At 68.2% G+C, this 12629-nt stretch carries 12 protein-coding genes; 4 read left to right on the top strand and 8 right to left on the bottom strand.

Annotated features, from left to right (window positions below; genetic code table 11):
* Positions 1 to 530 precede the first annotated feature (530 nt).
* Both bluB and AC069H_RS10495 read right to left on the bottom strand, forming a co-directional pair.
* A complete protein-coding gene (gene bluB / locus AC069H_RS10500; RefSeq protein ID WP_478224636.1) occupies positions 531 to 1178 on the bottom strand; it encodes a 5,6-dimethylbenzimidazole synthase in 648 nt (215 codons plus the stop codon).
* A gap of 20 nt (positions 1179 to 1198) precedes the next feature.
* Positions 1199 to 2032 (bottom strand): alpha/beta fold hydrolase, encoded by an 834-nt coding sequence (locus tag AC069H_RS10495; protein WP_478232076.1) that lies wholly within the window; start codon positions 2030 to 2032, stop codon positions 1199 to 1201.
* A gap of 98 nt (positions 2033 to 2130) precedes the next feature.
* Between AC069H_RS10495 and AC069H_RS10490 the strand changes: the two genes are divergently transcribed.
* Positions 2131 to 2544 (top strand): winged helix-turn-helix transcriptional regulator, encoded by a 414-nt coding sequence (locus AC069H_RS10490; RefSeq protein WP_478232075.1) that lies wholly within the window; start codon positions 2131 to 2133, stop codon positions 2542 to 2544.
* Here the strand turns inward: AC069H_RS10490 and AC069H_RS10485 are convergent.
* Positions 2526 to 2948: a hypothetical protein gene (locus tag AC069H_RS10485; protein ID WP_478232074.1), complete on the bottom strand. Its 423-nt coding sequence runs from the start codon at positions 2946 to 2948 to the stop codon at positions 2526 to 2528. The genes AC069H_RS10490 and AC069H_RS10485 overlap by 19 nt on opposite strands.
* Entirely contained in the window at positions 2945 to 4168 is a 1224-nt protein-coding gene (locus AC069H_RS10480) for a hypothetical protein (protein WP_478232073.1), read from the bottom strand. The genes AC069H_RS10485 and AC069H_RS10480 overlap by 4 nt, the downstream gene beginning before the upstream one ends.
* A 182-nt stretch (positions 4169 to 4350) precedes the next feature.
* Between AC069H_RS10480 and AC069H_RS10475 the strand changes: the two genes are divergently transcribed.
* Positions 4351 to 4794: a DUF1345 domain-containing protein gene (locus AC069H_RS10475; RefSeq protein WP_478232072.1), complete on the top strand. Its 444-nt coding sequence runs from the start codon at positions 4351 to 4353 to the stop codon at positions 4792 to 4794.
* A gap of 4 nt (positions 4795 to 4798) precedes the next feature.
* Here the strand turns inward: AC069H_RS10475 and AC069H_RS10470 are convergent, their stop codons facing one another.
* The gene (locus AC069H_RS10470; protein WP_478232071.1) at positions 4799 to 6409 is read right to left on the bottom strand and encodes a helix-turn-helix domain-containing protein; all 1611 of its coding nucleotides are present in this window, start codon (positions 6407 to 6409) and stop codon (positions 4799 to 4801) included.
* A gap of 202 nt (positions 6410 to 6611) precedes the next feature.
* Between AC069H_RS10470 and AC069H_RS10465 the strand changes: the two genes are divergently transcribed.
* Complete coding sequence (locus tag AC069H_RS10465; protein WP_478232070.1) at positions 6612 to 7790, top strand: phospholipase D-like domain-containing protein; 1179 nt, start codon at positions 6612 to 6614, stop codon at positions 7788 to 7790.
* 214 nt (positions 7791 to 8004) lie between these two features.
* On the opposite strand, the gene AC069H_RS10460 is transcribed toward AC069H_RS10465, so the two are convergent.
* Both AC069H_RS10460 and AC069H_RS10455 read right to left on the bottom strand, forming a co-directional pair.
* Positions 8005 to 10428 carry a glucan 1,4-alpha-glucosidase gene (locus AC069H_RS10460; protein WP_478232069.1) on the bottom strand — a complete coding sequence of 808 codons (2424 nt, stop codon included), beginning with the start codon at positions 10426 to 10428 and terminating at the stop codon, positions 8005 to 8007.
* Positions 10429 to 10572: 144 nt separating this feature from the next.
* Positions 10573 to 11157, bottom strand: coding sequence for a TetR/AcrR family transcriptional regulator (locus AC069H_RS10455; protein ID WP_478232068.1), 585 nt, complete (start codon positions 11155 to 11157; stop codon positions 10573 to 10575).
* Positions 11158 to 11256: 99 nt separating this feature from the next.
* Between AC069H_RS10455 and AC069H_RS10450 the strand changes: the two genes are divergently transcribed.
* On the top strand, positions 11257 to 11664 hold the full coding sequence (locus AC069H_RS10450; protein WP_478232067.1) for a DUF6463 family protein: 408 nt from the start codon (positions 11257 to 11259) through the stop codon (positions 11662 to 11664).
* A 55-nt stretch (positions 11665 to 11719) separates the two neighbouring features.
* Here the strand turns inward: AC069H_RS10450 and AC069H_RS10445 are convergent.
* On the bottom strand, positions 11720 to 12629 hold a 910-nt coding region (locus AC069H_RS10445), incomplete at its 5' end, for a fibronectin type III domain-containing protein (protein ID WP_478232066.1).

Genomic DNA, 12629 nt, shown 5'->3' with positions numbered 1-12629 from the left:
AAATCCTGCTCCGCCGAGGAAAGGGGGACAGAAGCAACCACCGAAGTCTGTCCCCCCCACAAGGGGTTTCTTCCCTCTGGGGCAGGGGGTCTCGGGAGTGGCGTTTCGGGCTCTACCCCAAAACCCCACCCACGACCCCCTCGCGAAAGCGCCTATCCGTGCATCAATCGGACATTGAGTCAGCGAAAAGTGTCCTTGGTGGACACTCAGGGGCGCAGTCGGCTCCTGTCGGCAAGGGCAACCGAGCGCGTGACCTCCGGCAACCCTCACCGCTTACGATCAAGACCCCCATTCAAGATCAACTTAAGCTATGCGGCATTGCGTTCTAACCCCAAATCGAGCGCTTCCTCCTCGGGAAGTGTCCCTTGTGGACGGTCGAGAAGATGTCAGCTCTCCCGCGTCCGGCCGCAGGCCGACCACCCCGCGGCACGTGCTCCCCCACGCGGTACACGACCGCCGCGCAGCCGCACCATCAGACCATCGTCGACGGCCGGCCCCTGGCAGCGCGACCGTCCTTGACGAAACGATGATCATCCACCGGATACGTACCGTTCGTAGTGCAACACGGCGTCGAGCGGAAGACGTTCCCGCCAGCCGTGCCGCTCCAGATCGGGGACGGCGGGCAGGTCTCGCACCGGGCCGACGCACAACCACGCCACCGGACGGACGTTTCCGGGGAATCCCACCAAATCGCGCAGGAACTCTTCGCGGTAGAAGCTGACCCAGCCGACGCCGAGCCCCTCGGCGGTAGCCGCCAGCCAAAGGTTCTGAATGGCCAGGCACACCGAATACAGGCCGGCGTCGGCTATCGCGTGCCTTCCCAGCACGTCGGGCGCGCCGCGTGCCGGGTCGTAGCCGACCACGATCCCGGCGGAGGACTCGACGATCCCCTCGATCTTGATGTTCGCGAAGACACGGGCCCGCTCGACGTCCAACCGGTCTTCGAACACCTCGCGTTCGGCCAGCACGTGCTCGCGAAACCGCTTTCGAAGGTCCATATCGGACACCACGACGAAATCCCAGGGCTGCGACAGGCCCACACTCGGCGCGGCGTGCGCCGCGCTCAGCACTCGGCGCAGCACCGCTTCCGGAATCGGCTCGCCGGTGAACTCGCCCCGGGTGTCCCGTCGCCGGAAGATCGTGCCGTACACCGAACCGTCCTCTGTCTCACGCGTCATGTGCCTGATCGTGCCGGGCCTCAGGGGGTGGCGAGGAACGGGGTCAGCAGGCGAAGCAGTTCCGCGGGCCGGTCCAGCGGGATGATGTGGCCACAGTCCTCGATGAGGTGTCCGGTGAGGTCGTCGGCGACGGGACGCAATTGCCGTTCCAGCGCACGACCGACCGGGTGGGCACCGATCGTCATAGTGGGCATCGTGAGCCTGCCGCCCGTCACCGCTTCACCGATCTGGCGGGCGGTGACCGGCAGTGCGCGATAGTAGGAGAAGGCGCAGCGCAGGGCGTCCTGCCCGGTGTAGGCGTCGACGAAGGCGTCACGGATCTCCGGCGGCACACCGCGTCCGAGCGTTCCCGCCGCGAGGAACCAGTCGATGTATTCCGCCTCGTGCCCGATCAGGACCTCTTCCGCGAGACCGGGAACGGCGTGGAAGCCGAACCACCACGGCCGGCCGCCCGCCAGGAAGTCCTCGGCGCCGGGCAGCGAACCCACCAGCGACTCCATCACGACGAGCCGCCGCACCAGATCCGGCCGCCGCAGGGCGAGCAGGAAGGCGACCGGCGTGCCGGCGTCGATGGCGACGACGTCCGCCTCGGTTTCGCCAAGGGCGTCGAGGATGCCTTCGGCGTCGGTGACCAGCGTGCTCGCGTCATAGCCGTCCACGGCGCGGGTGCTGTCGCCGAGCCCACGCAGATCCGGGGCGATGACCCGGTGATGCTCGGCCAGCGGGCCGCTGATCTCACTCCAGAGCCGCCAGGTATGCGGGAAGCCGTGCAGCAGCAGGACCGCGGGCCCACTGCCCGCGATGGTCACGTTGACCTCGATGCCATTGATGCCGATCCGTCGCAGCTGGGGCACGTCGCCTCCGTAGTGGTTACCATTGGTTACCAGATAACCGTAGGTAACTTCCGGCGTGCCGCCAAGGCGGCACTTTCCCCACAGGTGGTGAGCTCCAGGTGACCTCCCGGCAGCCGCGCTCGACGACACGGCGCGGCGATCTGTTCGACCCCGAGTGCCCTACCCGCCGTCTGCTGGACCGCATCGGCACGAAATGGACGTCGATGGCGGTCAAGGTCCTCGCGGAGGCGGCTCCGCACGAGGTGCGTTTCGCCGAGCTACGGCGCAGGATCCCCGGCGTATCCCAGAAAATGCTGTCGGTGACCCTGCACAGCCTGGTCCGCGACGGCCTCGTCGCCCGCCGGGTCGAGCCCACCGTGCCGCCCCGCGTGCACTACCGGCTGACCGACCTCGGCCGGTCGCTCGACGTGCCGCTGGCGGCCCTCCGGAACTGGGCCGAAGAGCATATGGCGCGGATCGACGAGGCCAACGCGATGGCGGACGACACCCCGGCTCAGAGCGGCTCCAGATAGGACCTCTCGGACCAGTCGTCGTCTTCGTCGTCCCGGGGACGACGGTTCCGCGCGGGCGGGTCCTGCGCCGGCGCGGACAGCTTTTCCAGCTCCGCGACGGCGTCGTCGATGTCCAAAGTGGCCAGTTCGCCGACCTGCCGCTCCAAGGACGACCAGGCTTCGCCGGCGAGCCGCTGACGTTCCTCGGCGGGCAGCGCGTCGATGACCTGCCACCAGCCTCGCGCCTCCTGGACGAACTCGTCCAGTACCGGGCCGTGGGCCAGCAGTTCGTGCGGCCGCCGTCGCCCGGCGAGCACCTCCCCCGCGAAGTCCCCGGCGGCACCGCCGGTCGCCGCCAGCAGCCGCATGGCCGCCTGCCGCGCCCGCTCGCCCTGCTCGGAGCCGAAGAGCTCGTGTCCCGTCACAGCCGCACCCGCCTGCTCTTGGCCGGGCACTCGGCGTCCCGGTGTTCGTAGTCCTGCGGCCACTGCGGCGGTTCGCCCATCGCGATGGTGGCTTCCAGCAGTTCGTCGAGCGTCTTCTCGCCCGCGAAGGCGTGTGCCAGCCCCAGCGCCGCACTGATCCAGGTCTGGATGATCCCGACGATTTCGTTGAACGACAGCACCAGGTGGATGATGTCGCGCAACTCGGGGTCCTTGAAGATGTTGACGAGCTTGCCTCGGCGTCCCAGCTCGGACAGCGCTTCGCTGATCACCTCCGCCACCCGGACCCCGCGCTCCAGCCCGAGTTTCTTGCCCTTGGTGAGGATCAGCAACGCGATGTCGATCGCCGAGCTGTAGCCGTGCCTGATCTCCTGCATCATGTGGTACGCGAGCTTCGCCAGCGCCTGGATAGCCCGGCACGCGCCATGGAAGTACTGGGCCAGCTGCAGAACGCAGGCGCGGTAATCGGCCAGCCAGTTCTTCGCCCGGTCGGCGGCCTCCCCTGCCCACACCCCCTGGATCCCGAACCGGCCCTGGTTGATGTTGGCCGCGATGTTCTCCAGCCCGGTCGCGGCGTCGTGGTAGAGCACCGCCTGCTCCTGCAGCACGGTCCAGTCGCCGACGAGCAGGTCGGCGAGCATGGTGATGAAGTCCTTGTCGGACCCGGTGAGCATCTTGATCACCTCGGCGACATCGCCCAGCGATCCCCCGAGATCGAGAAGCTTCTCGCGCTCCTGCTCGGCCTTCACCGGCCACCAGGTCGGGTCGGAGATGGCCGCCGGGTCGGGTCCGCCGTAACCGACCAGGACGGCGTCGCGGAACGCCGCGGCCCCCGCCGGGTCGCGCACCTCGTCCGCCGGGATCCGCGGGGCGTCCGGCTCCGGGTTGAGCCGGTCCAGCAACTCGGCCGCGTGTGCGTCCACCACGCCGTACCAGTGCGCGACGCACCGCAGCTCGTGCCCGCCGCCCGCGGCGAGATCGGCCGCGAACCGCGACTGGCTCAGCGCCGTGCGCTGCCACTCGTCCAGTTTCGGCCAGGCGGCGGCCAGGAACCCTTCGCCGCGTTCGGTGTCGAACCCGGCCCCGGCACCGACCAGCCGATCGAACCACTGCCGATAGGTGTCCGCGCCCGCGCCCGCCCGCAGGACCAGGTCTCCGAGCGCGCGCACCGCGGCCGGCTCGACCGAGAACCCCTGCCCCATTCGTCCCCCTCGTACTCCGGAAGTGTTCCTTCGACGCTCCCGAAGTCTGACAGGTTGCCATGAAATGTCACATCACTGGAACGGAGTACCGCGTGCGAGACTGGCCCGGTCGACGGCGAAAGGAGACCACGCTGTGTCGCCAAACGGCTCGGATCTGGCTGTCCGAGCGCCGCAGGAGCGGCTTGAGCGTCGCGTTCGCGCTGGTCATCGCCGCGTTGGCGGTCGTGTTCCGCGAGGACGTGCTGTCGATCGCGATGGTCGACGCGGGTGTTCTGGTCCTTCTCGCGTATCTCGTCGGCTACCTCGTCGTGACGGTGGCCGCGTTAGGCGCGGCGACCTCCGAGCAGATCCAGGACTGGGCACGCCGGGTGCGCGCGTGGAAGTCGCGGTGGCGCTGGTCGTCGTCGCGTGGATCTGTGTCCTGGTGTCGTTCGCGATCGCCTACCACGCCGACGACGTGGTCGAACGAGGCAACGCCCTGCGGTTCCCCGGCGACGTTCGGGACGACCGACGTGGACGTCGTCTCCCGGGAGATCCGCAGGACGGTGACCACCCACGCGGCCATCGCCTTCGTGTTCAACACGGTGACCGTGGCGGCGGTCGTGTCCACTTTGAACAGCGGCTGAAGCCTCAGCCCAGTTTCAGCAGGACCGGGCTGCCGGTGACGGTGACCTCGGCGCCGGGTTCCGCCGGCGTGACGGTCCCGTCGAGGTCTTCGACCGACGTGGTGCCCTGAGCCGCCGGGATCCGCTCTGACCGGTCGATGGTCCACCAGATCAGGAAGGCTTTGCCACCCTGATCGAAACGGCACTGCCACAGGTGATCGGGTAATCCGGCCGCGTGCCCTTGCCCGCAGGAATGGATCCGGCTGCCCGACAACCAGGTGTGCAGGCGTTCCACGTGTCGCGCCGCCTTCGTGTGCGGGCCGCCTGCGGGTTGCAGCACGATGGGGACCTTGGCGCTGCCCCAGTTGTAGAAGTACATGCGGCGGTATTGCGCGTAGAGGCCGGAAAGGAAGAACCGGACAGCGTGCTGGGCACCCCGATCGGCGTCGACGGGCCGCTGCCTGTTCACGTCGTAGGCAGAGCCGGTGCTCCACAACCTGATGCCGGCGCCGGCTTCATGCAACACCTTCTCGATCTCCTGTGCCAGCGGCAGCATCGTCTCCGGTGGGTCGGAGTCGTTGCGGGGAGCCAGTTTCATCGCGGCGGCGTCGCAATGGTCGTAGCCGCCGAGCTTGGCGAACCGCCGGAACCCCTCGAACGCCGCGGGATCCCAGAGCTCGCCCATGGACGGGCAGACCACGGTGGCGGCGGGGTCGGCGGACTTGATCACCTGGCTCCCCTTGCGCGTCATTTCCACCAGTCCGGCCATCGAACCGGAGAAGAAGTCCTGATGATTGGCCATGTCCCACAGCTCGTAGGCGTCGATCCGGCCGCGATACTGCTCGACCACGGCCCGCACGAAACGTTCCCAGTCGGCGAGGTCGTCGGGCGGGCCGGTGCGGGAGTCGTCGGTGTAGACGGATTTCGGGCTGCTCGGGCTCGCCCAGGACGGGGTGCCGCCGAAGGTCAAGGCCACCGGGAAACCGGCACCACGGGCACCGTTGACGAGCCGATCGAGCGTCTTCCAGTCATAGCTGCCGCGGGCGGGCTCCAGGTTCTGCCACCGGGTGCGTGTGTTCCACAGCCGGACGGATCCGACGCGGAACGTCGGCATCAGCCCGGTGTTGGAGTTCGCCGTCACCCCGACGAATTCCGGATCGAGTGTGCGTGGCGCGCTCGTCCACATCGCCGCCTGGACGGCGGGTGCCGTGACCGGCGCCTGCCGGTCCGGCGGGTTGGCCACGGCGCCTCCGGCGAGCAGGACGGCTCCGAGGACCACGACGAGCGCGACATGGGTCAGCGGCCGTCCGCGAGCGGGCTCCGCCACGTCGATCTCCCGGATGACCGGCGGCTCGGACACGGGGGTTTCGCCCAGGTCCGCACGCTCCCACACCCGGTACAGCTTCGCGAGATCCTCGCGGCTCGCGCCGCACACCGTCGCGATCGCCTCGATCGGCGCGAACGTCGTGGGCACGTTCCTCCCGGTGCAGTAGCGGTGCACGGTCGACCGGCTCGAATGCACCTTGCGCCCGAGCTGTTCGTAGCTCAGCCCACTCCGCTGTTTGTACTCGGTGAGAAGTGCCGCCAGCGTGGCAGCCGCCTCACTCGCCATCCCGCTGCGCCCCCTCCGCGCCATGTCCTGGACGGATAACAGTGTCCCATCGCGGGCCATTCGCCGCGCGAATTCGCGAGATCACGTCTCCCGGCCCGGCGTCACCGCAGGTCAGCGGCGGAGTTTCGTCCCAGCGTCCCATCCCGGGCGGTTTCGCTTGCCACGATGGGGCCGCGCTGGGGAGCGTGGACCCGCCAGCAGATCCGGCCATGGGGAGGGAATCGGCATGGAACCGCACAGGACGACCGCGCTTCGAGGAGCACTGGCAGCCGCGCTACTGGTGGCGGCGACCGGACTCCCGGCCGCCGCCGCACCGTCGCAGCTGACCACGCGCGCGGATTTCAACACACCGGGCGGCGGCCAGATCGTCCAGCACCTCGAAAAGCTGATCCGGGGCGCACCCGAGAACTCGACCATCAAGACCGCGCAGTTCCTCTTGCGGGACAAGCCGATCACGGAGGCGCTCGCGGACGCCGCGGAGCGCGGGGTGCATGTCCAGGTCCTGGTCGACGGACGGGCGACGGACCATCCGAACTACCAGGACCTGAAGAACCGGCTCGAGAAGACCGGCGACAAGAACTCGTGGGCGAAAAACTGCGAGAACGGCCGAGGGTGCAACGGTGGGAACGCGATGCACGACAAGTTCTTCCTGTTCGACCGGACGCTGGACGCGCCGTCGGTGGTCGCGACCGGATCGGCGAACCTCAGCGAGAACACGACGGGCGGCATGGGCGGCTGGAACAGCTACTACACCGACGTCGGGAATGTCGGCCTGTTCGCCAGGTACAACGACTACTTCGCCGACCTGCGCAGGGTCGCGGACGGGGGCACGGCGAACCCCGGCTACTACGAGGCCAATCCGCCCGTCGTCACCGGCAACACCAAGAGCTACTTCTATCCGAGGCTCAAGGACGCGGGGAACGACACCGTCGAGAACTCGCTGAAGGAGGTCGGCTGTTCGGCGGAGAAGTCCAAGATCCGCATCGGGGTATGGTCACTCACCCGGATGAAGATCATCGAACGGCTGCGAATCCTGGCCGCCCGGGGCTGCTCCGTGGACATAGTGGCTTTGCGGATGACCAAGGGCTCCTGCGAAGCGCTGATGAAGGGGCAGCCGGACCGCGTGCGGCTGCGTGGCTTCAAGAAGGGGAACGAGGCAGGCATCCACGAGAAGAACATGATGATCGAGGGTGACTACCTGAAGCCGGGCACCAAGGTCGTCTTCACCGGCAGCCAGAACTTCAACAACCCGTCCCTGCACGAGAACGACGAGAACGTCATCCGGGTCTTGGACAACGACGGGATCTACCGGAGCTTCGTGCGGAACTTCGAGCAGGTGGCCCAGGCCGCCGACGAGGAGATCAAGTCGCCTGGGGACTGCGGGAAGATGGTGCCGAACGACTGATCCGGCCGCGGTTGATCCCAAGCCCGGTCCGTGAAGGCCTCCTTCCCTACCCTGAGGGTTGGCAAGGAGGCCTTCATGTACTCGGGCGAGCACACGACACCGATGTGCGGGTGACGGTTTCGCGTGACTGGACGGACGACTCGCGGGTGGCCGGGGATCACGCGAGTCGTGAGTGGTAAGGGCGGCCGGAACCGTCCTTACCACTCACGAGGACTCAGGGCCGCCAGGTGTCGTTCAACGCCATCGTGCAGCCGCCCGAAGCGGTGCCCGCCCGGTTGGCACCCGATTCCCACGTGACGGTGCCGCCCTCCTTGCGGATGTACTTGTACTGGAAGGCGACTCCCTTCGGCAGCGAGACGTTCGCCGTCCACAAGGGATAGTCGGCCGACGCCATCGGGACGGCGTTCGCCGGGTTCCACGCACCGAGTTCAGGCCGGTCGCCGACGACGAAGATGTTCTGGCCCCACGAAGTCGTGGCGTTCACCGTGAACTTCGCAGAAACGGCCGAGCACGCCGCGCTGTACCGCTGCTTGACCACCGACGGCGTCTCGACCGGGGCACCCGCGTCGATCGAATGCGCCAGCCGGACGAACTGCGCCATCGACCAAGCCAGCGGCGTCGCCGAGCCGGTGCCTTCGCCGAAGGTGAAGCCACCGGTGCTTTGCCGGTCCCAGACCTGTTCCGGGATCAGGAAACCGGGATTCGCCGAAGCGGCCATGGCCGCCAGATGCGTCGTCGCCGGGCGGCCGTTGGCCAGTTCGTACTCCCCGCGTTCGCCGGTGAGCAGCGGCCACAGCCGTCCGACGCCGGCGCCGGTGTACGGACCACCGGAAGCGGTTTCGCCGTAGCCGTCGTGATTGTAGCGGTACCACATCGGGCCGTTGGGAGTATTCACCTTCAGCGTCGAGTCCACTTCGGACAGTGAAGCGGCGACATCCGGATCGGCCGCCGGTTTCACGCCGAGGCGGACGAGGTCCAGGAAGCCCGCGTCGATGATGGCGCGTTCGTCGTGGTTTCCCCCGCCGTTCTGCAGGAAGACGCTCTGGCCGTCGTTGGGATTGCCGTTGCCGTCGATGCGGTGGAAGTACCGGCCGTCGCCGAGCGGACCGGACGTGGTGAACGTCCAGGCGCTGACCTGCGCCTGCCACCGGTCCGCGGTTTCGCGGTACCGGGCGGCCGCCGCCGTGTCGCCGTTGCGTTCGGCGATGTCGGCGGCGCAGATCAGTCCGGCGATCTCCGCGGCGATGGTGGACGGCGAGTAGCCGCCGTTCTCCTCCCAGCGTTCCTGCGGGGTGGAGGGACCGTTCGCGACGAGGAAGTCCGCGGACTTCTTCACCTTCGCCCACATCCCCGCGTCGGACCGGCCCAGCTGCCACGCGAGCACGATCGGGAAGGCGACCTCGTCCATCTGCAGGCTGGTCCAGCAATTGGTGCCGTCGAGCCGGGTGTTCTGCGGGAACGAACCGTCCGGCCGCTGCTGGACGGTGAACAGGTAGTCGACCGAACGATTGGCCGCCGCCGAGTCGCCCGCCGCGATCTGCGCGGTCGAGACCTGGTAGAGATCACGGGACCAGACCGCGTGGTACCCGCAGTCCCCTGTGCCGTTCGCGTCTTTCGCCTCACCCCAGGGATTGGTGAGCGAGGCGACGTTCGCACCCGCGTAGGTCTTGTCCTCGTGGGCCTTGAGGGTCATCAGCGCCACGTTGTACTGCGTGGTCAAGCCGGCGCCGGTGATCGAACGGGGTACCGCGGCCAGCGAGGAGAGATAGCCGCTCCAGCCGGACCGGTACGCGGTGTCCGCCGCCCCGAAACCACCGGCGAGCGAGGCCGTCGCGTTCGCCGACGCGGCGCCGCGATCACCGCCGAACCCGATCGCGAGGGTGAAGGTGGTGTCGGTCCCCACAGGGATCTGCCCCAGCTGCACCAGGTTCCCGGGCGTCGAGGCCGAGTCGTACTGTGCGCCGAGAACGTGATCACCGCTCAGGTCGACGTAGCCATCGCTCGCGGTCCCGCTGTAGCCACTGGTCGCCTTGACGAAACCGGTGGAGGCGGCCAAGGCGCTGGACACCGGCCCGTCCGAAGCGACCAGCTGCCCGCCGGCGGTGGCGCCGGTGTCCCCCATCCCGCTGTTGTTCAGGGACGGGTTGTACAACGCGTACAACTGCAGCGGACCCCCGCTGAGCACCTCGAACCTGGTCTGGATCAGCACGGTGGACCGGGCCGGATCGGCGGTGTGGGTCTTGGTGATCCGGTACCGGCCGTTGGTGGCGGTGTTGATCTGCCGGTAGCTCAGGGAACGCGGATCGGTGAGCACCAGCTGTTTGGTGGTGTGGTCGCGTTCCAGCTGCGTGAAACCGGCACCGTCGGACACCACGTACTGCAGGTCTTGGACGTTGGCGACGTCCACGGTCGGGTAATAGATCTCGTGATTGACGCCCTGGCCGAGGGTGAACCAGACCTTCGACGCCGCGTTGGTGGCGGTGCCGAAGCCCTCCTTGCCCCCGGTCGTCCAGGCCGCCCCGGTACCCGGTGCGCCGGGCGCGTCCGCCAGCGGTGCGGCACTCACCGGCGTGGACGCCAGGAGCGCCGCCGCGGTCAACAGCGCGACTGTCGCGCGACGCCGCTTCGGAGATTTCATGTCGATCCTTCCCACAGGCTTCATCGACAGCAGGATTTGTTGTTAGCGGCAACTTATTCGCTGACCGTCTTCACCGGCAGGGCCGATCGGAGTAACCCGGACCACTCGCGCTGGTGGTCCGGTCGAGGCGGCGCGCGCCTCGGCTCACGGACCGGCGAATCGACTGGGGTCGCTGGGCGGGCCGTTGAGAATGAGATCCGCCGCGCGGGCGAGGACCTGTTCACGAGTCCGGCCGTGATGGTCCGCGGCGAGGAAGTGGCTGCCGATGGCCGCACAGAAGGCGAGCAGGGCACGGGCTTCGACCTCGTCGGGGGCGGCACAGAAGGTGCTGATCCCGTCGCGGGCCAGCTGCATGCGCCGGTTGTCCACGCGCCGCAGGCGTTCGGCCACGGCCTCGTCACGTCGAGCCCAGTCACGAACGGCAAGGTCGATGGGCAGCAGCCGGCCACCGGAGAAAGTGAGCCGACCGGCCAGCCGGACCTTGTCCCGCGCATCGCACACCTCCCGCTCGACGCGAGCGAGGATCTCGTCGACACTTTCGTACTCCCAGGCTTCCAGCATCGCCTCCAGCAGGGCCGCACGGTCGGCGAAGTAGCCGTAGAATCCGCCTTTGGTCACGCCGAGCGCCTTGGCCAGAGCCTCGACACGCACGGCGTCCACTCCACCCTCGGCGAGGGCCCGCAAACCTTCTTCGATCCACTTCTCACGCGGTGTGCGCAATGCGCCCATGCCGTGGCCCACCTCACCTCTCCATTGGTTGTACGCCGCCGTATAACCGGTCTAACCTGAACTTATACGCCACCGTATAACATGGGCTGGGGAGTTGACATGATCAAATGGGCAGGCTGGCTCATAACGCTGTTCGGCGCGGCGCACACCTTGGGCGCCCTCACGGTGATGAAAGCCGCTCGCCATGCCGGCACGTGGTTCAGCGGGACATTGTGGAGGGACGACCTCGCCGCCATGAACCCCGCGAACAGCGCCTTCTGGCTGAGCGCGGCCAGCTTCGGCGTGCCGCTCGTCCTGGTCGGCCTGACCGTGCTGTGGCTGGACCGGCGGGGCATCACACCGCCCTTGTTCATCGCGTGGGCATTGGGGATCTGGACCCTGCTCATCGCCGCGGTCCTCCTTTTCACGCCCTGGCCGATCCTCCTGGTCGCGACCGTTCTGCTGCTGCTCGGAATCCGCCGCGGCATCCGCCCTGGCGACCCAGCCCCGGCCCACGCCGGACGATGACGGGATCCGGCCCCGCCGCGAGATGCGACGGGGCCGGATCAGGGCTTTCGTGGGATCAGCCGACCGGACGCGGCTTCAGGTTCACCTCCACCGTGTTGCCGGGACCGGAGGCGACACCGCTGACGATGTCGTTGAGGAATCCACAACCCTGCAGCGGCGGCAGGGTGTAGGAGCCGGTGAGCTTGCCACCGGCCAGCGGGTCGAAGCCGGCCTTCGACTGGAGCGGGATCTGGGCGGGCGTCTTCGTCTGGCAGGCCGGGCTCGCCGAGACCGGGAAGCCGAAGACGCTGATCCGCGGCAGCTTGACCGTCACCGCCGAGGTCGACTTGAGCACCCCGTCGGCCAGGGTTCCCGTGGTCTTGCCCGCCGAAGCGAACTCGATCTTCGCCTTGACCGGGACGAACCCCCAGAGCGTGAGGTTCGCGCTCGTCGGGTTCAGCGTCAGGTCGGCGTCGAAGGTCCCGTTCGCCAGCGTGATCGCGGCGTTGATGCCGCCGCGCAGGTCGATCGGGCCCGCGAGCTTCTTCAGCTGCGTCTTGCCGGTCAGGTCGTAGCTGTACTTGACGACCGGGGAGGTGTTCGGCTGGGTCTTCGCCGTGACCGGCGTGCTGGCGGCCGACTTGTTCCCCGCGGCGTCCTTGGCGACGACGGTGAACGAATACTCCGTGTCGGCCGTGAGACCGTCCACGATCACGGAGGTGCCGGTCACCGACTTCACCAGCGCGGAGCCGTTGTAGACGTCGTACCCGGTGACACCGACGTTGTCCGTCGCGGCATCCCACTCGAGGCTCACGCTGGTCTGCGTGGTTCCCGTGGAGCGCGGGTTGCCCGGCACGCTGGGAGCCACCACGTCGGGCGCGGCCTGCGTCCGGACGGTGACGGCGGCGCTCGGAGTCGAGAGGTTGCCCGCGGCGTCCTTCGCGACCACGGTGAACGAATACTCGGTGTCCGGCGCGAGACCGTCC

Source organism: Amycolatopsis sp. NPDC043887, from assembly GCF_056435665.1.
This window is presented reverse-complemented; position numbering and strand designations above follow the sequence as displayed.

Coding starts and splice junctions, on each gene's coding strand:
- AC069H_RS10465 (WP_478232070.1), top strand. CDS start 6,612: ATGGAACCGCACAGGACGACCGCGCTTCGAGGAGCACTGGCAGCCGCG.
- AC069H_RS10470 (WP_478232071.1), bottom strand. CDS start 6,409: ATGGCGCGGAGGGGGCGCAGCGGGATGGCGAGTGAGGCGGCTGCCACG.
- AC069H_RS10455 (WP_478232068.1), bottom strand. CDS start 11,157: ATGGGCGCATTGCGCACACCGCGTGAGAAGTGGATCGAAGAAGGTTTG.
- AC069H_RS10480 (WP_478232073.1), bottom strand. CDS start 4,168: ATGGGGCAGGGGTTCTCGGTCGAGCCGGCCGCGGTGCGCGCGCTCGGA.
- bluB (WP_478224636.1), bottom strand. CDS start 1,178: ATGACGCGTGAGACAGAGGACGGTTCGGTGTACGGCACGATCTTCCGG.
- AC069H_RS10460 (WP_478232069.1), bottom strand. CDS start 10,428: ATGAAATCTCCGAAGCGGCGTCGCGCGACAGTCGCGCTGTTGACCGCG.
- AC069H_RS10450 (WP_478232067.1), top strand. CDS start 11,257: ATGATCAAATGGGCAGGCTGGCTCATAACGCTGTTCGGCGCGGCGCAC.